Raw genomic sequence first — 21,092 nt, 5'->3', positions numbered from 1 at the left:
GGTAAAGCCGAACGATTATAACGTTTTTACCCCCGTCTCCCTGGGCATCAGGCTCCCGGCTTGAAGTCGGCCTGGGATTTTTCCAACAGGGTTTTCAGCGGTACCAATTCAAAATGCCGCTTGGCAGTGATGGCATAAAACCGTTCTACAATACTGTCCAGAACCCAATACGTTTCCAGTCGGCCACTCTTGAGCTCATCCTGCACAACCACTTCCGGCACCACGGCCAGACCACCGGAGTCGCGGGCCAACAATCGCAACATGGCCATGTCGTCGACCTCTGCGAAGGGGTCTATTTCAATGCCCAACTGACCCAGCAACACGTCAAATTGGCTGCGAATATCGCTACTCGGGCCGGGCAGCAGCAACTTGGCGTTCACCAGATCCTGCGGAAAGCGAAACGCTTTGGCTGCTTCGCCCGGCGGCCCGACGATGCACACACTCTGTTCGGCAATTTGCTGACAACGCCACAGGGTTGATGAGTCGGCGACGACTGCCCGGTTAGACAGAATCAGATCAAGCTTGTGAATGCTGAGCAGGTCGAGCAACTCTTCCAGGCTGGCCGAACGAATCACCAGCTTAACCTCCGCCTCACCGATCACCGGTCGCATGAAGTTCTCCTGAAAATTCCGGGACAGCGTCGCAACAGACCCAATACGCAACCGTTGCAGTCGCTGCAGTTCGCCACTGGCCGTCAGCGCCAACAGCTCATTACCGAGATTGAAGATACTCTCGGCATACTCCAGCACCACCTGGCCAAACTCCGTTAACCGCAGCGACCGCCCTTCACGCACAAACAACTCATGCCCAAGCTGCTCTTGCAACTGTTTGATTTGCGACGACAAAGCAGACTGGGACACATGCAACTGTTTGGCAGCGCGGGTCAGATGACCCTCTTTGGCGACCACCCAGAAGTAGTGAAGGTGGTGAAAATTCAGATGTCTCATTGATTCATAGTTCCATAAAAAAGAACGATATAATCTGAATCATATATTTTTAAAAACATTAATGACAGGGCAGGATAACGCTATCGCACAGCTATGAATCAACACACAAGGAGAGATCCAATGTCCTTTCTGACCACAGGCTGGCTATTGCCCGTCGTGTATGTCATTGGTTGGCTGCTGATCATCACCCAGCCCCGGCAACACTGGCGCATTGCCCGCGCAACCGGCCTTACCGGTTTACTGGTTACGCTGCTGTCTGTAACGGCAGCCATTGCTGGCGAGCTCTTCGCAACGGCCGAGGTAGACACACTGGGGCTCGTCGGCGCTGTGCTGGTCGCCGTGCTGGGTTGGGTCATCATTCATTTTTCAGCCCGATACCTGACGGGAGATCCGCTGCAGAGCCGCTTTATCGGCGCCATGTTGTTCACCCTGGCATCGGTCGGCCTGTTACTGCTCAGCCGCCACCTGCTGGTGATCGTGCTGGCCTGGACAGGCACCAGCATCGGCCTGCATTTTCTGCTGACGCATTACCCGAACCGGAAGGCCGCACAGATTGTGGCTCACAAGAAATTCCTGGTCAGCCGCTGTGCCGAGCTGTGTCTGGCAGTCGCCCTGTTCCTCATCTATCGGTCCACCGGAACCCTGTGGCTCGACGACCTCAACCACGCCCTAGGTACGCTCGAATCATTGCCAGCTAGCCTTCACCTGGCCGCCGCACTGATTGCCCTCGCCGCCATACTCAAAACCGCCCAACTGCCGCTGCATGGCTGGCTGATTCAGGTCATGGAGGCACCGACACCGGTGTCGGCGCTGCTGCATGCCGGTGTGGTGAATATGGGCGGGTTTGTGCTGATCCGCCTGGCTGAACTCATTTCACTGGCACCCGCCGCGCAATGGGTTCTGGTGATCGCCGGCAGCACTACCGCCGTGCTGGCCAGCCTGGTCATGATGACCCGAATCAGCATCAAGGTTCGACTGGCCTGGTCGACGTGCGCCCAGATGGGCTTCATGTTGCTGGAAATCGGTCTTGGTCTCTATGAGCTTGCCCTGCTCCACCTTGTTGCGCACTCTCTGTACAAGGCCCATGCCTTCCTGAGCGCCGGCCAAACGGTTGAGTTAGCGCGCCAGCGCGACTTCGCCGGAGCGTCCGTTCAAGGCGGTTCGCCACTGGGCACCCTGTCGGCTGCCATGACCAGTGGTCTGCTGATTGCGGCGTCTGTGTGGGGTTGGCAACAGGTTGACCCAACACTGTCTTTGCCTCTGGTCACGATGCTGATCCTGGCATTGGGTTTGGCTCCTTTGCTCTGGTTCGAGCTGAACCGCTCTGCCGCGTTGCTGCTTCAGGGGGTGGGCCAGGTCGTTGTGTTGATCCAACTTTATCTGCTCTGGCACCTGATGTTCGCCTCGATCGTGCCGTCCGTGGATTCGGTCCCGGCGGCGATGACTGTCTGGGTCATCTCGTGTTTTATTGGTCTGTATGGCGCCCAGTTCTGGCTGAGACGCCACCCCCTTGGCCGTTTCGCGAGTACTTTCTACCCCTGGGCATACAACGGCTTTTACCTCGATGAAACCTTCACCCGGCTCACCTTTAGGGTATGGCCGGTAAAACTCAGCCCCACTCAGGCACAGACTCGGGTTAATCGACTGTCTTCACAACCGGGAGAACTGGTATGAGCCTTTCAGCTACTGCTCAACTCATCGACGATCAGGCACTTGATTCAGCCATAAACGCGGCCATTGACCGCATTGCACCAACCTGGCCACTGGACCGGATGATCGCGGTAAACCCGTATTGGGGCTATGTCGATCAACCTTTCACCGAAACAGCGAAACACCTGGCGCACTCGGCGGGCTCGCCCATGACGCTGTCGCCAGCCTGGTATAAAAACGCCTGGGCATTGGGCGAGATAACGCCCGACGCGCTGGAACAGGCCCGACAGGAGATGTCTTCGGGGCTGAGCACCGAACAGGTGATCAGCGCACTGACAGACACCGAATTGTTTCTGCCCCCAGCTCCGCTGCTGGCTGACAGCCTGGATGCACAACGGGACTTGCAGCATGAACCGGCCTGGTGCGACACCATCACACATCAGATTGCCCAGTTCTGCGCCGCGTATTTCGATACCGATCAGGCTGATTGGCGGCCCGATCAAACCCGGCCCCTCTATGCCAGCTGGCGTACGGTACTTAAACACGATCACAGTGTAGCGCTGCTGATGAAAGCCGCCGACTTACCGGCCAAAGCCGCCCGGCTGGCGGAAGACCCATACCAGCAGATCCGGCAGACACTGGCGCAACTCGACATGCCCGCATCTGAGATTCCCGCCTACCTTCAGGCGGTGTTGATGCGTATCGGCGGCTGGGCAGCCTGGTGTGCCTACCGGCGCTGGCAGGCTCGCCTGGACGGCAAAGACGAGACATCACTGGTTGACCTGCTCGCCATTCGGCTGAGCTGGGAGTGCCTGTTGGATGATGGTCTTCGTCACAACGCTTCGGTCTGGTCACAATGGCAGACAGACTGGTTCAGTTATGCCCTAAACCGCGAAGACTCTGCCCAACAGCCGCTGCTTATCTGGCAGCGCGCTCAGGAAATGAGCTACCAGCAAAGGCTGATCAGCCAATTAACCGGGCTCCGGAATACCCCGGATCTGCCATTGCCCTCTGTTCAGGCGGCGTTCTGCATAGACGTGCGCTCGGAGGTGTTTCGGCGTCATCTCGAAGCACAGTCGTCCCGGATCCAGACACTGGGCTTTGCGGGATTTTTTGGCTTGCCGATTCGCTATCAGCCTCTGGGCACTGAAGCTGCACGACCCCAATTGCCGGGCCTGCTGAGCCCGACGCTGACAGTCACGGACACCAGCGGCGATGCTGCACACGACACCGTTATCACCCGGCAACGCCATTCCCGGCTGCAATCGGCCAAACGCTTTGGCACGTTTCAGTCGTTGCCGCTGTCGGCGTTCGTGTTGGTCGAATCACTGGGGCTGGGTTACCTGACCAAGCTGGTCAAACGCACACTACCGGGCAACAGCGCCCTGGTGTCAGATAACACAACAGGCCTGAATGCCAAAGCGGCCGACGCCTTGCAACCGGTACTCGACGCCCGGGCAACCGGCGGCGTGGCGCACCAGGCAACACTGGCGCATCAGATACTGACGGCAATGGGGCTGACCGGCCACCTGGCTCGCCTGGTGTTACTGACCGGTCATGGCAGCCAGACCCGCAACAACCCGCACCGGGCGGGGCTCGATTGCGGCGCTTGCTGTGGCCAGCGCGGCGATGTGAACGCGCGCACCCTGGCTAACCTCCTCAACGACCCCGAGGTGCGCGGCCGGGTGCGCGACAAAGGCATCGACATTCCCAAAACCACCTGGTTTCTGGCCGGGCTGCACAACACCACCACCGATGAGATTGCCCTGTTCGGGGTCGATGCCTTACCCGCCAGCCATACTGAAGACTTGATCGCGCTGCAAACCTGGCTGAGGCAGGCACAAGCTCATGCCTCCCGCGAACGGGCCCCGGCGCTGGGTTTGCAGGCGGTGAAAGATAACCCCAAAGCCCTGCACAAAGCCTTGCGGGCAAAAGCAGACGATTGGGCCGAGACGCGCCCGGAGTGGGGGCTGGCCAACAACGCTGCCCTGATCGTGGCACCCCGGTCACGCACCCGGGGCCTTAACCTGAACGGGCGTTGCTTTCTTCACGACTACGATCATCAAAAAGACACTGAAGGAACACTGCTAGAGCAAATCATGACCGCCCCCATGGTCGTGGCGAACTGGATCAACCTGCAGTATTACGCCTCGACCGTCGACAATCACCGTTACGGCAGTGGCAACAAAACCCTGCACAACGTGGTTGGCGGCCGGCTTGGTGTGTTTGAGGGAAACGGCGGCGACCTGAGAATTGGCCTGCCGCTGCAATCGGTCCACAACGGAGAACAATGGCAACACACGCCCTTGCGGCTGACCGTTGTCATTGAGGCCTCCCGCCGCGCCATCGATGCTGTTATCGAACACCATGAGATCGTGCACCAATTGATCGGCAACCAATGGTTGCACCTGGTGCGCCTCGACCAGAACCAGGCGGAGCGTTATGTCGAAGGCCAGTGGCAACCCTGGTCATCACACTGACCAACCGTTTGGAGTTAACGCGTTAGACACCAGAGGCCCTGGCCTCTGCCATCAGGTAACAGTTTCGGGAGCACAGTATGAACAAGCACACTCAAACAACTCAGCATCAACTCATTGAAGGTGTCTTTTCGTCAGAAGACGCGCGGTCCATTTTAATGGCGTTGATTGAGTACAAGATTCAGTTTCATGAACAGGACAGCTGGAGTCAGAAGGAACGTTTCGGAATAACCGACGAGCCGGGTGCCCGGCGCATCAGCGAGTTACAGACAACAAAGGCCAATCTGGTCGACGTAATTGATGCTGCCGGCCTAGCCCACAAACGACTGGCTATTCAATGCACCATCGAGGTCACCCCGGTGCCAGAGTGAAACCCGGGTACAAATGCAACAAGCGGCCAGCGCCGCCGAAACACATATTCGACAACTGCCCGGCTTTGTCGACCGTCATTTCGGTACTGGCGACAACGATACGTTCATCGACCTGGTGCACTGGCAGGATATGGCGGCTGCTAAAGCTGCGGCAGCGGCGGTTATGCAAATGCCCGAATTCGGAGCATTCTTCGCGCTGATCGATGAAACCACCGTTCAGATGATGCATTTTAACACCTGAGGTCACTGCCCGTAGCCGGAACAACAATGCTGCAACGGTTACGCCAAACCAGCATTGTGAAGTCCGGCGACGCCAACCGTTTTCTCCAAGCCTAACGGTACAAAGCTTGGGGGGTGGGTGTGAAGCCATTGGCACGATACTCACGGTCCCTGGCTTGGCTGACTGTAGCCTCAACCTGCTGCAGCTCTCCAGCGGTCAATTCGCCATACCATTTCGGGTAGGTCCATCCGTAGCCCCAGCGAAAAGTTGTTGGAAGCAACGGTGTTCCGCCAACTCGAACACCGGACAGCATCAGCAGCGCAATTTCTCGTTCACCCACTTGCGCCACACATTCTCTGAGCGCGAAGTCTGCGGCTTCACGTTCTTTGTATGAGCCCCCTTTCCAATAGGCATAATCGTGTTCGGTACAGCATTCCAGCCACAGCTCATTTTGCCAGATCGTGCCATCGGGAAAGGCACTGCAGCCATCACTGGTAAAAGGTCTCAGTTCGTCACCCGATGCCTCGGCAATGCAGGCTATTAAGAGGGTAATGACAATTAATCTACTGTTCATGCGCGCTTAACCGCCACTACTGAAAAAGTGTGCCACTGTTTTTCCTTACCCAATGCAGTCTTTCTGACATCGTTGAATTCACGAAAACTGATGATCCTTGTTACTCAATACAGCAACGACTCTACTGCCCCGTTTCACCCGGAGCCTGTCGGACAATCAAGCCATCGCTCCGCCATAGCAACCGATTCATCCAACGTCAGTCAGATATTCAGGTCCTGTTTGAGGAATACGGCACTCGCAGGTATGCTGGAAGTTGCCTGTCACAACCCGAGAGTCCATCATAAACAGGCATGAATTCATTTGGAACAGGGAGAGTCACCATGAAATCAATACGCAATGCGGCGTTGTTCTTATCCGTCGGTTTGGCGGGTTGCACGGCACTAGACCCCATGGCAGCGGTTAACTCAGCCACCAGTTCAGCGAGTTCCGCCGCTGGGCAAGTGATCGGAAAAGCCATTGGTGACGCCGTCGTGCGCCGATATTCCCCGCAATTCACTCAATTTTATACCGGCTATCTAATGCAGATGGCGTTCAACAGCCAGGGCTACTCCCTGGACAGGGCCACCCACGGCTACGAACCCGGCGAGTATACCGAATGGGCCGTCGTGTCGACCGATGCTGACGTACCGGAAAACCAGATGCGCCGGGCGCTGTTGCAGCGCAGCAGCGACGGGCAGGAATGGTGGCAGGTGGTGTACCGGGATAACGCCAGTGACGATGTGATCGTCATGGAGGCATTGTTCTCTGAAAACCAGGAACAAATGCTGCGCTTGCGCACCCGGTTTCCGGATGACGACGAAGCCCAGGAAGTGCCGGTAGACGATCAAAACTATTTCCCGCCCCGCGTTCTGACCGAGGAAAGCATCGCCGGCGCCACTGAAGGACAAGAGACCATACAGGTGCCCGCGGGCCGCTTCGAGGCCACCCGGGTTCGGTTTGGCACCGGCGGAGCCCAGGATGTCTGGTGGCTGAGTGATCGTGTGCCGGGCGGTGTTGTACAACACCGGGTCTCCAGCAGCAACGGCGAGCAGGATGCGCCGGATGACGCCGAATCGATGCCGGTTAACGCCTACACCATGCAATTGCAGAGCTACGGCAGTGGTGCCTCAAGCCAGCTGGGAATCTGAGCTGTCGACGCCACCAACCCCGAGCCATCCCCGGACACACGTCACTTGAGGTCCGGGGATGGCGCTTCTAAACTAGCGCCCCTATGAATCACGCCCAAGCAACAAATCCGGCAACTGACGTATGTCGGTCAGATGATAGGTCGGTGGCGTCAGATCAGCCGGCAGCTCAGGCGACAACCAGGCGGTATCCCAGCCAAAGCGGCGGGCACCGATAATGTCGGTCTCATAACGGTCGCCAACCATCAATACCCTGGCTTTTTCGGGGCGTTGCATGTCCTGATGCATGGCTTCGAAAATCGCAGCATCCGGCTTGCTGGCGCCTACTTCCTCTGAAATGGTCAGTACCCTGATGTGCGGCGCCAGACCACTGCGTTCTAAACGGGATCGTTGTACCCGGGTGAGGCCATTGGTCAGAATGCCCAGGCTTGCTTGCTGCGCCAGTTGCTCGACAACCAGTCGAGCCCCTTCCAGCAGATGCGAACCCTCGGCCAGAAAATCCAGATAATGATCGGCCCAGACAGCCGGGTCGGCTGAAATGCTCATTTCATCGAAAAGCCGTTTGATCCGCGCTACTTTCAGTTCGCCCGGTGCTATCGCGCCACGCTCGAGCTCCTGCCAGAGGTGTTTGTTGATGCCCCGGTACAATTGCTGGTGTGAATCAGTGTTCGCGACATCATGGCTTTCAAGCAAGCGTCCAACCGCGTGTTTTTCGGCTTTACCGAAATCGAACAGAGTGTCGTCGGCGTCGAAAATAATCCATTGATAATGCATGGTGAATCCTTTGTAACTAGAGACTGTTGGTATTGGTGAGCAGGTTGATGGTTCACGGAGTCGCAAAAGCCTTACCGCAGAATGTTATCCATCGCTTTGCCTTTGGCCAGCTCATCAATCAGTTTGTCCATCAATCGTATCTTCTGCATCAGTGGGTCTTCAATCTCTTCGACACGCACACCGCAAACAACCCCTTTGATCATCGAGCAATTCGGATGCATCCCGGGGGCTTCGGCAAAGAAAGTGTCGAAATCGTTTTCTCGTTCCACTTGCCGCTCAAGGCCAGCCTGGTCGTAGCCGGTCAGCCAGCAAATAATGCGATCGACGTCTTCTTTGGTGCGGTTCTTACGTTCCGCTTTTTGGACATAGAGCGGGTAAACTTTGGCGAAGGCCATCTTAAAAATCGGATGTCCGGACATTGCGCTGTCTCCTGTTCAGCCAACCAGCGTAGCCATAGTGCCATCGCGCTGCACCAAATTCACGGGCGGTAGAGATGCACCTGCCCCGGTAACGCCATCCTGCCACCTATGGCAGACCATCACACGGAAGACCGGCTGGCGAGTCGAGCCCTGTTTCCGGTAATCATCGCTCTGTCGCAAATCCTCACTGTCATGTCGTGCCCGAGCAGTTCGGTCAGGCGTAACCGGCTTACCATCCCCTTGCTTGTTCCAATCACTCTTGCCTGGCAGGTCAGGCCTGTTGTCATAACCCGGGAATCGCAGCCATGTTCAGCACCACCAAAACCCGGTCCAGTTACGACGAAACGCTCTGGGCCGCCCTGCAAGAAGGTGATGCCAGTTCAGCGATTACGGAAGCCCGCAAAAAAGCTACACAACTGTGCCGTGATTTTCCGGCGTATGGATGAAGGTCGAGTTGTGAGCAATGGAGATTGACCGGGGTTGATCCTGGTCGCCCCTTATTTATAGAGAGAATCGCCCGTGGCCATCAGTCTGTTTGATATGTTGAAAATCGGCATCGGCCCTTCCAGTTCTCACACGGTGGGGCCGATGCACGCGGCCTACCGGTTCGTTGAAGGCCTGAACGACAGCGGACGCCTCACCGAGGTGGCCCGCATCGACATTCAACTGTACGGGTCACTCGGCGCAACAGGGAAAGGCCATGGCACGGGCCCGGCGGTGATGCTCGGGCTCGAAGGTCACCGACCAGACACTTTCGACCCCGCCATGCTCAACCCCAGGCTGGATGAGATTCGCACCCGGGGTGAACTGTGCTTGCACGGGGCGCACGCCATTGCTTTCACTGAAGCCACCGACCTGACCTATCATCGCAAAGAATCACTGCCCTATCACCCGAACGGCATGATGTTCAGTGCCTTCAATGCTGATGGCGAATCAGTGAGGCAGCGCACCTATTATTCCGTCGGCGGTGGTTTTGTCGTCGACGAACAGGCGGCCGGTGCAGACCGGATCGTCGAAGACCAGACGCCACAACCCTACCCGTTCAAAAGCGGCGCAGACCTGCTGAACCAATGCAAGGCCAGCGGGCTCAGTATTGCCGGTGTGATGCTGGCCAACGAACAGGCCTGGCGCAGTGAAGCTGAAGTGCGCGAAGGCATTCTGCACATCTGGCAAGTCATGCAGGAGTGCGTGCAAAACGGCATCAAAAACGAAGGTATTTTACCGGGCGGGCTCAAGGTGAAACGACGGGCGGCGAAGCTCTACGCCTCGTTAATGGACATCGACCGGCAGGACATGATTTCACCCTCGCTGAGCGCCATGGACTGGGTAAACCTCTATGCCCTGGCGGTGAACGAAGAGAACGCAAACGGCGGTCGCATGGTAACCGCGCCCACTAACGGTGCCGCTGGCATCATCCCGGCCGTGCTCCACTATTATTGGAACTGGTGCCCCAATGCCAGCGAAGAGGGTGTGGTCAACTTTCTGTTAACCGCGGCGGCCATCGGCATTTTGTTCAAGGAAAACGCCTCGATCTCCGGCGCGGAAGTCGGTTGCCAGGGCGAAGTCGGCTCCGCCTGCGCGATGGCGGCAGCGGGCCTGGCTGCCGTAACCGGCGGCTCGCCGGAACAGGTCGAGAACGCGGCGGAGATTGGCATGGAACATCACCTCGGGCTGACATGTGACCCCATTGGCGGGCTGGTTCAGGTGCCCTGCATCGAGCGCAATGCGGTCGGCGCCATCAAGGCGATCAACGCCGCCGTTATGGCATTGCGTGGCGATGGCGAACACTTCGTCTCGCTCGATAAAGTCATCCGCACCATGCGCGATACCGGGCGCGACATGCTCGATAAATACAAGGAAACCTCGCGCGGCGGTTTGGCGGTTAACGTCATCGAGTGCTAAGGAGCCTCTGAACAACTCCCCCAGGGCTCCCTAAAGGTTTTTCACCAGACGCAAAGCATCGTAAATGGCCGCATGGGTATTGCGTGATTCGACCGCATCGCCGATCCGAAACAGTTGGAACCGGCCTGCTTCATGTCGAACCACGTTTTGCGCGTTACCCACAATCAGGTCATCGTAATTCACTTCCCCGCCGTTGCTTGAGTGCGGTTTCAGGTCGAAATAAATATCGGCCATTGGCGTAATGCCGTAATTGACGATCACCTGGTCAATGTGTCGTTCGTGATCCAAATCCAGATAATCACTGGTGATTCTGGCCAGCAACGCACCCTCATTGCGCTCGACGGATTTTAACCGGTAGGTGGGCGTGAAGGTGACATTAGGCCGCTGCAGAGCCCGCATATAAGGCACCAGATTCATCGCCATGATCTCAGCCGAAAAGGTTCGATCCGGCGTCATAATTTCGAGCTGGGCGCCGGTTTTGGCGATCATTTCCGCGGCCTGAAGGGCCGGGTGGTCACCGGCATCGTCAAACAGCAGCACGCGCTGCCCCGGTTTGACGTGACCAGACAGAATATCCCAGCTATTGACCACCAGGTTATGGCCAATCGCCGGCTTATCTTCAATCGGGTAACCGCCGGTGGCGACGATCACGACGTCCGGGTTTTCCCCGAGTACGTCGTCCGCTTCCGCCCAGCAGTTGGTGCGAATCTCGACACCCAGTTTCTCACACTGCGCCAGCCGCCAGTCGATGATGGCTATCATCTCGCGGCGGCGCTCGCTTTGCGCGGTTAGTCGAACCTGACCACCGGCCTGGCTCATGGCTTCCAGCACTACTACGTCATGCCCACGTTCCGCCGCAACCCGGGCGGCTTCCAACCCGCCAGGCCCGGCACCAATGACCACGATCCGACGCTTCTGGTCAGCCTTCGCAATATCATGCGGCATGGTGGTTTCACGGCCCGTGGCAGCGTTGTGAATGCAGTAGGCCGCGCCGCCCTGGTAGATGCGATCGAGACAATAATTGGCACCGACACAGGGGCGAATGTCCTCTTCGCGCCCTTCCATGATTTTACGGACGATGTGCGGGTCCGCCATGTGCGCACGGGTCATGCCGATCATATCGACCTTGCCCGATTCAATGGCGTAGCGGGCGGTACCCACATCCTGAATCTTGGCGCCATGAAAGGTGGGAAAATCGACCTGGCGTTTTATCTCGCCGGCGAAATCCAGATGCGGCGCGCTGGGCATGCCCTGCACCGGAATCACATCGGTCAGGCCCGGGTCGGTATCGATATGGCCGCGCACCACATTCAGGAAGTCGACCAGGCCACTGTCTTTCAGACGTCGAGAAATATCCAACCCTTCGTCGGCGTTCAGCCCGCCGGGCAATTGTTCGTCGCCGGTATAACGCACACCCACAATAAACTCTGACCCGACGCGGGCACGAATCGCGCGCAACACCTCAAAAGTGAACTGCAACCGGTTATCCAGACTGCCGCCATAAGGTGCTTCCAATGTGTTGGTCAGTGGCGACCAGAACTGATCCATCAGGTGGCCATAGGCTTGCAGTTCAATGCCGTCGAGCCCGGCGGCGTGCATGCGTTCGGCGGCATCGGCGTAGTCGCGAATCAGCCGTTCGATATCCCAGTCTTCTGCCTGTTTGGGGAAGGCCCGGTGTGAAGCCTCACGATTGTGCGAGGCAGACACGGCCGGCAGCCAGTCGCCTTTGTCCCAGCGGGTGCGACGGCCCAGGTGCGTCAGCTGAATCATCACCGCGGTGCCGTGCTCATGGCAGGCATCGGTTAACTCGCGCATCCAGGGGACGACTTCATCCTTGTACGCCAGAATGTTGTTGAACACCGGCGGGCTGTCTTTGCCCACCGCCGCCGAGCCGGCTGTCATGGTCAGGCCAATCCCGGCTTTGGCTCGCTCTACATGATAGGCACGGTACAGTTCCTTGGGCATGCCATCTTCAGGATAGGCCGGCTCGTGCGCCGTCATCATCAGGCGGTTCCTGATGGTCAGGTGCTTGAGCTGGAACGGTTGCAGTAACGGATCCTGAGCCATGGTAGGCCTCCTGTTGTGCATCAACTTGTGAACCAAGCTAAACCTCATGTACACTGGTGTCAATGTAAAAGACACCAGTGTACATTCGATGCTTTGAACTCAAAATTTGGGGTTCGAATTGGTTGCGTGGCATGCGCCCGCAGTGGTTGCCGGGTGAGTCCCTCTGGGGTCGGCGTAAATCCATCCATGGCGGTCCGACGTCTCGGGCCTAGACCGCAGCATCCTTGCTGCGGACTCCCCCATAGGAACTCACCCGGCAACCACTGCTTGTATTCTCAACGAACCCCAAATCTTGAGTTCAAAGAGGGGCCACCGAATGCCACCAGAACAATGAGGCTAACGAGACCGGCAATGACGACACACATAGCGAAGGGAAAGGCTGAAGACTGGCTCGATGCCGCCTATACCTTACTGATTCAGTCGGGCGTGGATGCGGTCAAAATCCAGCCACTGGCGAAAATACTTAACACCTCACGCACCAGCTTCTACTGGTTTTTTAAAGACCGGGATGCCCTGCTGAACCAACTGATCGAGCGCTGGAAAAGCAAAAATACCGATGGCCTGGTCAACCAGACCGAACGCTTTGCAGGCTCTGTGGTAGAAGCGACGCTCAATGTGTTCGATTGCTGGCTCGACCCGGGTATTTTTGACTCCGATTTCGAATACGCCATGCGCCACTGGGCCATGCAAAACCAAGCCGTTGCCGACGCAGTAGCCGAAGCAGACGAGCGCCGGCTGACTGCACTGACTCAAATGCTGCTCAATTTTGATTACCCGCCTCATGAAGCCGGCGTGCGCGCGCGCACCATCTACCTGACTCAGATCGGCTATATTTCGATGCACACCCGGGAAACAAAGGCCGTTCGCATCGGGCGCATGGCCGACTACATTCAGGTGTTCACCGGACACCCTTGCCCGAGAGCCGAGCTCGAACGGTTTGTGTCCCGGCACGCAGCCGATTTACAACATTGGCTACAAGCCTACGATCAGCGGAGGACCCTGGAATGTCAGGCATAACAACGATTGGAATAATCGGTGGCCATGGCTGGATGGGCCGGGCACTGGGCACGGCACTGCTCAATTCGAAACAGATAACACCAGAGAACTTGCTGGTGTCGTCTCGCTCCGGAGGTAACGCCTATGACGCCTGGCCAGGCGTTCAAGACCTTCGCGATAACCAGGCACTCGTCGACCGCGCAGACCTGATCGTCCTGTCTGTCCGACCAGACCAGCTTGGCTCGCTCACACTCTCAGTAAGTGACAAACCCGTCATCTCACTGCTGGCCATGGCGCCCTGCAAAGCCATTGCGAACCGCACCGGTAGCCAGCGCATCATCCGAGCCATGCCCAATGCCGCCGCCGACATTGGCGAGGCCTACATGCCCTGGTATGCAACACCAGAGGCGACCAGGGCCGACCGCGAGTGTGCGCAGCAACTGCTTGGCAGCTGTGGCAAAGCACGCGAACTGAACACCGAACCGGAACTGGATTACATGACGGCGCTGACCGGCGCTGGCCCGGCCTACCCCGCTTTGCTGGCCAGTGCCATGCTCGCGCACGCGAAAGCCAATGGGATTGCAGACGACCTTGCCTTTGAAGCCGTAATGCAGACATTGTCCGGCGGGTGCCAGTTGTTGTCACACTTGAACACCAACCCGACAGACATGGTAAACCGGCTGATCGACTACCAGGGTACTACCGCAAAAGGGCTGCAACGCATGATGGATGAAGGGTTTAACGCAACGGTCATGGCTGGTTTGACGGCAGCGCATGCTGCCGCGACAGATCGGTAAACCAGTGACTGGTTTAACCTACAGCCCACAACGAACGCCCACCTTCGATACGCGAGTGATTTTGTTCCTGCTGCCAAAATCACTCCAGTAAGGCTGCGTTATTACTGCAAATAGATGCGCCCTTGCTGGTGCAAGGTTCTGCAATCGCTAGCATCGTGATAGCGGTCTACCGCGTTATTGATTGACGAGGTACCTGGTCCGGCGAATCGGGGGTCATCGCATTCGCCATCGTTCGCCCACTCGCTGGTGTTATCGCCCCACTCAATGTCAGTCGCCGAAGTGCTCGAAGCGGGGCGACTCCAGGCGGGGGCCAGCTCCGTCACATGCAGCTGCGAATCCTGCAAACTGCCTGATTCGTAGGTACCAATCCAGATGTTGTAATTGCCGGAGGGCGGGTTTGTCCAGCGAACGGCCGGGTTAGTCCCCGCCTCACTGGAGTAGTCGTCGTTGCAATGCCAGTTACCCGCGGCATCGTAGATGACCAGGGTGGTGTCAGCGGCCGATTCCACGTAGATGGTTAATGAACTCGAGCCTGCCTTATAGTTCAGATCCATATCCGGCGCATTGCTGATAAACCCCTGGCAATTGTCGCCGACACTATTGGCTGACTCTGCACCACCCGCGCTGACCGAGGTAATATAAGGGTCGGGCCGAAACCCGGCGTTCAACTCGATGGTGCCGAAATTCGGCTTTGCGCGCCAATCTACAGCCTGGGTGGTTCCTGCCAAACTCAGAAATGCGGCGGCGGTCATGACCGTTACTCGAATGCTAAGTGCCATATATCAGTTCCCTCTAATGAATTCTTTACACTGAATCAATATAGCCAAGGCGGCATAGCATTGCATCCGAAAACTGACATAACCCTGACTTTAACAGTGGCCTTTGCTCTTTCCATTGAGGGCAGCCACCCAGCAGTCTTTCCCTTTCACGACACCCGTTTCACTGCAGCAACAGCAACACACTGGCGACTACCAGCACCATGCCCCATGCTTGATAGGTGTGTATCCGTTCGTGGAATACCCAACGGGTAATCGCCAGTGTCATCAGGAACTCCACTTGACCCAGTGTTTTGACCAGTGCGGGGTTATGCAACGTCATGGCCGTGAACCAGCCAATGGAACCCAGAGCACTGGTAATACCGATGAACAGTGCCAGTCGGCGGTAGCGCCATAACCGTTGCCAGGGCTGGGTCTCTGTGGCACTTACCCAAACGCCACAGATAACGGTTTGCAGCAGCACCATGCTGCTGAGTGTGATGCCCGCAGCCAACAAGGTATCGACATTCAGTGACAGGGCAGCCATGCGTAAACTGAGGGATGCGACAGCGAACAAAGCACCAGCGGCCAGCCCATACATCAGAGCAGGGCTGCGCCAGGCGTGCTTGTTACTGATCAGCGTTTTCGGATTACCCATCACCAACACACCGGCAAACCCCACCACCAGAGCGAACCAACCCAACAAGGCCAGCGGCAACCCAAACAGCCACCAACCGATGAGCGCTGTTTGCAATGCTTCGGTTTTGGCCAGTGTGGTGCCAACGGCAAAATTGTTGAACTGAAAGGCCGTTACCAGGCACCAGGTCGCGCCTATTTGCGCCACCGACGCCAGACCGGCCCACCCGAAAAAAGTACCCGACCAGTGAGGCGACACAGTCGGCTGCCAATACCAAAGTGCTGCGGTATACAGCAAGGCCACCGGCAAACCGAATAGATATCGACTCAGCGTTGTGCTCATCGCGGTTAAATTGCGCGAGAGCTGCTTTTGCCCGGCGGTTCGTATCGCCTGCATAAAAGCTGCTAACAGGGTAAAACCAATCCAACTCATCACGTGCACTCCCATTGAAGCGCCAAGGTAGAGGAGCGAGATGGATTCCACCAGTGAATGATTGCTATGCAAGCCATTCCATACAGGAATGGCTTTTTAGGGCAAAGGGGATTGGATCAAGAGAATGACGTCAATCGGTGCTGCTGAACAACCTACCGGTCTACGCCTTCAACGAGCGCGGCAGCTCACCCGATTGCCACAAACCCAGGCCAAATCCATCCGGATCGAGAAAGTCTGCACTCCAACCGCCAGGCGCTTCCGACACCGGGGTTACGATGGTGACCCCCGCAGCCGCCAACCCGGAAACGATATCGTCTATTCCGCCGTCACTCACCTCAAACACAATGGCCGGCGTATCACCACGCTTGCCCTCCATCTCGAAGAAAATGAGGTCGAGGCCGTTTTCCAGACGGCCCTGCAACCAGAACGGCTCAGCACCTTCCATGCGTTCAAGGTCGAGGCCAAAGGTTTCGTTGTAGAATTTTTCCGTACGCAGAATGTCGCCAACGTAGTAGACAATGCTGGCACTCTTGGGTTTAAAGTTCATAGGGTTTTCCTTTGTGGTTTATCCACCTGCTAATTGCCGCCGATGGCCATTTTGTGAGCCACTGACAACAAAAAGATGACCATCGGGATCATGACTGGCCAAAAACCCGTCCCGGCGAGCCAGCTTCGACACCAACGCACGGCGGAGACTGCCGTAAGCGAGACCCAGTGTTAGCCCGGTCAGCTCCGTGGGCATAACCAACCCAGCCTGCGCTATTTCCCGCTTTAACGACCGGATTCGCTGACGAAGCGTGGCGTCCGTTACCTTCAGCAAATACGTGATTTCTTTGCGGTTATGGCCAGACAACGCCAAAGCAGCAACGGCCTTGAGTGGCGGCGTTAAGGTAGCGGGTAAAGCCAGCTCCGCGTGCCGGGCGGGGGTGAATTCATCGGCCCTGGCCAACTGCCACTGGTGCTCACGACCTCTCCTGCGTACAGCACCGCGCAGAGACATTCGGGCCATATTTCGAACGGTTCCCACCAGCCACCGCCGTGTTTCAATAGCGTCGAAGTCTGTACGACCCTCCATAAAAGCGGCCAGATAGGCCTCTTGAGCAACGTCTTCTGCGTCACCGACATCACTAACGATACGGCGGGCAATGGAACACAGTTGATTATATTGACTGGGGCGCATTGGCAGACACTATAAACGCTATTGTGGCAGTATAGTTAGCCCCCCGGTCTTGTTACCAATTGGGTGGGGGTCGTTGATTGGATGTTATATCAATGCCGCCACCACTCATACGCCAGAATACAGCCCACCCTGAAAGTGTGAGCTTCAATGCTGATGCCTGTACATTCGGACCTCGAGTGGATGAATAGCATACGATCCATTCCGAATAAAAATGAAGGCATGGTTGTGCAAGACTACTTTATAACATAAAGTACTTCGCCAATAGACACTGATTGAGACTTGCCTGCCATGGCAGAACACCCGCCCACATCCGAACCCACCAGCCTTCACGTGCACGCGGCCGACAACCTGCGCTATATCCGCGAGACCATGGAAAGCACGGGCCGCTTTACTGAGCTTTCCGGTCTGGGCTATATGCTGATTGGGGTTTCGGCAACTCTGGCCTGGCTGGTATCACAGTGGCTGCAACCTGAATTCACACTGGCCGTCTGGTTTGTCGAGTTCGCTGTCGCCACGGTTATCGGTTTGTGGTTTACCCTGCGCAAAGCCGCCCAGGCAGGCGCCACCTTGTGGAACCAGTCGGCCCGCAAATTGTTACTGGCTTTCTCCCCACCCATGGCTGCCGGTGGTCTGTTAACGCTGGTGTTATACCCAACCGGCAACCTGCCTTTAATACAAGGCATCTGGCTGAGCTTGTATGGCGTCAGCGTCATGACTGGCGGGCTGTTCTCGGTGAACATCATTCCGGTTATGGGCGCGTCTTTCATGGTTTCGGGCGCGATTGCCTTGCTGTGGCCAGAGACCGCTAGCTGGATGATGCTTCTTGGCTTCGGCGGTCTGCACGGTTTATTCGGTTTGTTGATCTGGAGGCGTTTCGGTGGCTAAAGCAGTTAAGAAAACCAAGGCAACTGCCGCTGGCATTGCATCGACGCTCCAACCATCAGCAGCCCCGGCAGCCGACCTCGACCGGCTAATACACGACCGGATGCGCCTGGGTATTCTCAGTGCGCTGGCCGCCGAAACCAGCCTCAGTTTTGGTGAGCTCAAACAGGTATTAAAGGCGACCGATGGTAACCTCAGCGTTCACGCCCGCAAACTGGAAGACGCCGGGTATGTCGAATGCCGCAAGGGGTTCGAAGGCCGAACACCCCGCACCGACTACCGCCTGACCCGTGAAGGCCGAAAAGCGCTGGCACAGTATGTCGCCCACATGGAAGCCATTATCAGCCACGTAAAAGGCGGCTGATATTTTTTTGCCCATCAACTTTGTAATACAAAGTACTTTTACAAGAAGGAGTGATCGAAATGGATACCACCTATACCAGTGAAACCCTGCCCCTGAAACGCACCGCATTGATGTGGGCCCTGGCACTCGGTGTACTGGGCGACCTGTTACTGCAAGCCGGGCCAATCGGCCCGGGGCTGGTGGCATGGGTAGGCTTGGGTGGCGCTGCACTGGTCTGGCTCGCCTGGCAAGGTAACCCAGCTCACTGGCGGGCCATCACCGCCTGGTCTGCCGTGGCACTGACGGCCGCTGGTTTGATGGTGATTCGTGATAATGGCTTCATCCAATTCCTACTATTCCTGCTGCTGCCGTTTTCGGTTTCCCAAATCATCATGCTCGGCTGGGGGGCCCGCCTGGGTCGGTCGTTGCCGCTGGATCATCTCTACGCGCTGGTGTCGGTTCCGGTTAGAGCCCTGCTCGGCGCCGTGCCATTGCTGACGGGTACGACAAGGCCCGGCGGCCACAAACTACACCGCCTCGCCAGCATTGGGCGCGGGCTCGCACTGGCCTTGCCATTGCTCTGGGTATTTACCGGCTTGCTGTCGTCCGCAGACGCCGGCTTCAGCCGCATCGCAAGCCAGGCCTTAAGCCACTTCTCAATACCCGGCCTTACCCGGCACCTCATTACCGCACTGCTCCTGGCTTGGGTGTTCAGCGGTTGGCTGGCCTCTGTGACCGACCCCGCCACCGAAAACCGATTCCGAAGAATACCGCTGCCACGCATAGGCCGGGATGAAACGCTCATTGTTCTCGGCTCGCTCACACTCCTGTTTGGCGGATTCGTTGCGCTGCAATTGGGTTATCTGTTTGGCGGCCAGGCGGTCATACAGCGCGTATCGGGCTTGACGATGGCCGACTACGCCCGCCAGGGTTTCTTCGAACTGGTCGTCATTGCCGGGCTGACGCTAAGCGTGTTGCTCTTTGCCGGCGCAGTCACTGCCAGCCAACGCCTGTATCGCAAACTGGCGTTGGTACTGGTCGGCCTGGTGCTGGTGATGCTGGTGTCTGCCACCCAGCGCTTCGTGGTGTACATCGACGCCTTTGGCCTGAGCCTGGACCGGTTAACCGTGTTGGCCATATTGCTTTGGTTGGCGCTTACCCTGGTGTTTTTTTCAGCAACAGTGCTGCGCGGTAAACTGAACTGGTTTGCTTCCGGTGCCACCCTGGCCGGTGTCATCATGGTGTTGGGTTTCGCCCTTTTTAACCCGGCAGGTTGGGTAGCGAGCGTGAATCTCGATCGTGCCATTCACCATCAGCAATCACTGGATACTGACTACCTGATATCGCTGGGTGCCGATGCAGTACCGGTGGTATTGGAACGACTGGATGCCTTGCCCGGGCAAGCGCGCTGTGAACTGGCCGCGAGCTTATTGTGGCGCTGGCCACCCGCTGTGGGCTACCAGCGTGACTGGCGGGCGTGGAATCGATCGGAAGCCGTTGCTGCTGAACGCGTGAGTGAACAGGGCAGCATATTGCGAGTACTGGCCAGGGGGTGTTTGGTTGAGCGGTAGATAGGTTTGGTTGAGCTGAAAAACACGCGAACACGCGGGAGCCTGTTCAATCAGGCTCCGTTTTTGATCCACCCGATGCTAAGCACGTATCGGCTGCCTTTCAGAACACGGCTCACTGAATGCTCGGAAACATCCGACCGGAAATATTTCACGCGCGCACTCTCGTAAATTGGATCGCTGCACCGAAACTGGCCACCGGATTTTGCCTGCTTGAGCACCAGATTCAGCCGGTAATGTTCCCCGCTTTTCACCCGGTCCACATGCGGGGGGATCTCTTGCCCCTCACTGAATCTCAGCAAATACATATCGAAGGGATTGGGCCATAGCCCGCCACCGAGCAGCATTTTATCGTAACCTGTGTTCTGTCGGCCTTTTTCCCAACGAAAAAGGCGACTGAGAAACTGTTTCATGTTGATAGGTCCGGTTCCAGTGACAAAAGGCGTATATATCTGGGGCCAGGTAACGAGCCCCAAGCGCACCTACGCCAGCACGTAATCAATCGCCGCACACACCGCAGCGGCCTGCGCTGCGTTGCACTGTTCAGTGGTCGCACGAGGGCTGTCGGGATAGACCTCGGTCGTGGACTTGTAGGTCGCGTTGGTAACGCCGGCACACAGACCCAACTGCTTGAGCGGGTACTGAATGACGCCCCGGGCTACTACGGCTGACCCGATGATCTCACCTTTGTCGTCGGCCGGTGCGATATGCGTATTGTGGACCCCACTGTCAAGACCACTAATGCATTAAATTAAGGTAAAATGCCCTATGGGTTAAATTGTATTCTTACGCGGCTTGCAGCCATTGCACAGCAGTGCCATGTACTTCTGCCGGTGTCCTGTTGTTGAGCGATTGATGCGGCCGCTCATGGTTGTAAAACCGGAAGTAGGCACTCAAGCCGTCCCGTGCTTCCTGCATCGTCTGATATTGCTTTAGATACACTTCCTCGTACTTGACGGAACGCCAGAGCCGCTCGA

23 protein-coding genes are annotated in these 21,092 nt (G+C 57.1%); 12 read left to right on the top strand and 11 right to left on the bottom strand.

Annotated features, from left to right (window positions below; genetic code table 11):
* Positions 1-47: 47 nt before the first annotated feature.
* Positions 48-947, bottom strand: a complete 900-nt coding sequence (locus G565_RS0117245; protein WP_028671994.1) for a LysR family transcriptional regulator — start codon at positions 945-947, stop codon at positions 48-50.
* A 120-nt stretch (positions 948-1,067) separates the two neighbouring features.
* On the opposite strand from G565_RS0117245, the gene G565_RS0117240 reads away from it, so the two are divergent.
* From G565_RS0117240 to G565_RS24690, 4 genes are all read left to right on the top strand, one after another.
* Positions 1,068-2,621, top strand: a complete 1,554-nt coding sequence (locus G565_RS0117240) for an NADH-quinone oxidoreductase subunit L (RefSeq protein WP_028671993.1) — start codon at positions 1,068-1,070, stop codon at positions 2,619-2,621.
* Positions 2,618-5,077, top strand: coding sequence for a YbcC family protein (locus G565_RS0117235; RefSeq protein WP_028671992.1), 2,460 nt, complete (start codon positions 2,618-2,620; stop codon positions 5,075-5,077). Before G565_RS0117240 ends, G565_RS0117235 begins: the two co-directional genes overlap by 4 nt.
* 77 nt (positions 5,078-5,154) lie before the next feature.
* A complete protein-coding gene (locus G565_RS0117230) occupies positions 5,155-5,445 on the top strand; it encodes a hypothetical protein (protein WP_028671991.1) in 291 nt (96 codons plus the stop codon).
* 13 nt (positions 5,446-5,458) lie between these two features.
* Positions 5,459-5,686, top strand: coding sequence for a hypothetical protein (locus G565_RS24690; protein WP_051208175.1), 228 nt, complete (start codon positions 5,459-5,461; stop codon positions 5,684-5,686).
* A gap of 91 nt (positions 5,687-5,777) precedes the next feature.
* Here G565_RS24690 and G565_RS24685 read toward each other — a convergent pair whose 3' ends face one another.
* On the bottom strand, positions 5,778-6,239 hold the full coding sequence (locus G565_RS24685; protein WP_051208173.1) for a PH domain-containing protein: 462 nt from the start codon (positions 6,237-6,239) through the stop codon (positions 5,778-5,780).
* Between the two features lie 320 nt (positions 6,240-6,559).
* On the opposite strand from G565_RS24685, the gene G565_RS0117215 reads away from it, so the two are divergent.
* Positions 6,560-7,366, top strand: coding sequence for a hypothetical protein (locus G565_RS0117215; RefSeq protein WP_028671990.1), 807 nt, complete (start codon positions 6,560-6,562; stop codon positions 7,364-7,366).
* Positions 7,367-7,447: 81 nt separating this feature from the next.
* Here the strand turns inward: G565_RS0117215 and G565_RS0117210 are convergent, their stop codons facing one another.
* Together G565_RS0117210 and G565_RS0117205 are read right to left on the bottom strand one after the other, a co-directional pair.
* Positions 7,448-8,137, bottom strand: coding sequence for a YjjG family noncanonical pyrimidine nucleotidase (locus tag G565_RS0117210; protein WP_028671989.1), 690 nt, complete (start codon positions 8,135-8,137; stop codon positions 7,448-7,450).
* A gap of 71 nt (positions 8,138-8,208) precedes the next feature.
* Entirely contained in the window at positions 8,209-8,556 is a 348-nt protein-coding gene (locus G565_RS0117205) for a DUF2200 domain-containing protein (protein ID WP_028671988.1), read from the bottom strand.
* A gap of 305 nt (positions 8,557-8,861) precedes the next feature.
* On the opposite strand from G565_RS0117205, the gene G565_RS26870 reads away from it, so the two are divergent.
* Both G565_RS26870 and G565_RS0117195 read left to right on the top strand, forming a co-directional pair.
* A complete protein-coding gene (locus tag G565_RS26870) occupies positions 8,862-9,002 on the top strand; it encodes a hypothetical protein (RefSeq protein ID WP_157600132.1) in 141 nt (46 codons plus the stop codon).
* A gap of 73 nt (positions 9,003-9,075) precedes the next feature.
* Positions 9,076-10,458 (top strand): L-serine ammonia-lyase, encoded by a 1,383-nt coding sequence (locus tag G565_RS0117195; protein WP_028671987.1) that lies wholly within the window; start codon positions 9,076-9,078, stop codon positions 10,456-10,458.
* A 30-nt stretch (positions 10,459-10,488) separates the two neighbouring features.
* Here the strand turns inward: G565_RS0117195 and G565_RS0117190 are convergent, their stop codons facing one another.
* The gene (locus tag G565_RS0117190) at positions 10,489-12,525 is read right to left on the bottom strand and encodes an NADH:flavin oxidoreductase (protein ID WP_028671986.1); all 2,037 of its coding nucleotides are present in this window, start codon (positions 12,523-12,525) and stop codon (positions 10,489-10,491) included.
* Positions 12,526-12,876: 351 nt separating this feature from the next.
* Between G565_RS0117190 and G565_RS24680 the strand changes: the two genes are divergently transcribed.
* The gene (locus G565_RS24680) at positions 12,877-13,542 is read left to right on the top strand and encodes a TetR/AcrR family transcriptional regulator (RefSeq protein WP_051208171.1); all 666 of its coding nucleotides are present in this window, start codon (positions 12,877-12,879) and stop codon (positions 13,540-13,542) included.
* Positions 13,530-14,318 (top strand): pyrroline-5-carboxylate reductase family protein, encoded by a 789-nt coding sequence (locus G565_RS0117180; RefSeq protein WP_028671985.1) that lies wholly within the window; start codon positions 13,530-13,532, stop codon positions 14,316-14,318. The genes G565_RS24680 and G565_RS0117180 overlap by 13 nt, the downstream gene beginning before the upstream one ends.
* 101 nt (positions 14,319-14,419) lie before the next feature.
* On the opposite strand, the gene G565_RS24675 is transcribed toward G565_RS0117180, so the two are convergent.
* The 4 genes from G565_RS24675 to G565_RS0117160 form a co-directional block, all read right to left on the bottom strand.
* Positions 14,420-15,097 carry a hypothetical protein gene (locus tag G565_RS24675; RefSeq protein WP_211227209.1) on the bottom strand — a complete coding sequence of 226 codons (678 nt, stop codon included), beginning with the start codon at positions 15,095-15,097 and terminating at the stop codon, positions 14,420-14,422.
* A gap of 160 nt (positions 15,098-15,257) precedes the next feature.
* Positions 15,258-16,142 carry a DMT family transporter gene (locus tag G565_RS0117170; protein ID WP_028671984.1) on the bottom strand — a complete coding sequence of 295 codons (885 nt, stop codon included), beginning with the start codon at positions 16,140-16,142 and terminating at the stop codon, positions 15,258-15,260.
* Positions 16,143-16,302: 160 nt separating this feature from the next.
* On the bottom strand, positions 16,303-16,689 hold the full coding sequence (locus tag G565_RS0117165) for a VOC family protein (protein WP_028671983.1): 387 nt from the start codon (positions 16,687-16,689) through the stop codon (positions 16,303-16,305).
* A gap of 18 nt (positions 16,690-16,707) precedes the next feature.
* Positions 16,708-17,322, bottom strand: coding sequence for an RNA polymerase sigma factor (locus tag G565_RS0117160; protein WP_028671982.1), 615 nt, complete (start codon positions 17,320-17,322; stop codon positions 16,708-16,710).
* 288 nt (positions 17,323-17,610) lie between these two features.
* Here G565_RS0117160 and G565_RS0117155 point away from each other — a divergent pair, with 288 nt between their 5' ends.
* The 3 genes from G565_RS0117155 to G565_RS0117145 are packed head-to-tail and all read left to right on the top strand — an operon-like array spanning position 17,611 to position 20,118.
* Positions 17,611-18,207 carry a hypothetical protein gene (locus G565_RS0117155; RefSeq protein ID WP_028671981.1) on the top strand — a complete coding sequence of 199 codons (597 nt, stop codon included), beginning with the start codon at positions 17,611-17,613 and terminating at the stop codon, positions 18,205-18,207.
* A complete protein-coding gene (locus tag G565_RS0117150) occupies positions 18,200-18,568 on the top strand; it encodes a winged helix-turn-helix domain-containing protein (RefSeq protein WP_028671980.1) in 369 nt (122 codons plus the stop codon). The genes G565_RS0117155 and G565_RS0117150 overlap by 8 nt, the downstream gene beginning before the upstream one ends.
* A gap of 59 nt (positions 18,569-18,627) precedes the next feature.
* Positions 18,628-20,118: a DUF4153 domain-containing protein gene (locus G565_RS0117145; protein ID WP_028671979.1), complete on the top strand. Its 1,491-nt coding sequence runs from the start codon at positions 18,628-18,630 to the stop codon at positions 20,116-20,118.
* Positions 20,119-20,168: 50 nt separating this feature from the next.
* Here G565_RS0117145 and G565_RS0117140 read toward each other — a convergent pair whose 3' ends face one another.
* On the bottom strand, positions 20,169-20,528 hold the full coding sequence (locus G565_RS0117140) for a 2OG-Fe(II) oxygenase (protein ID WP_037340007.1): 360 nt from the start codon (positions 20,526-20,528) through the stop codon (positions 20,169-20,171).
* 373 nt (positions 20,529-20,901) lie between these two features.
* On the bottom strand, positions 20,902-21,092 hold a 191-nt coding region (locus tag G565_RS0117135; protein WP_028671977.1), incomplete at its 5' end, for an integrase core domain-containing protein.

The sequence above is a fragment of the Saccharospirillum impatiens DSM 12546 genome (genome assembly GCF_000423605.1).
In the GTDB taxonomy this organism is placed as follows: Bacteria; Pseudomonadota; Gammaproteobacteria; order Pseudomonadales; family Natronospirillaceae; genus Saccharospirillum; species Saccharospirillum impatiens.
The sequence above is the reverse complement of the archived record's forward strand: the minus strand, read 5'-3'. Positions and strand labels throughout refer to the sequence as shown.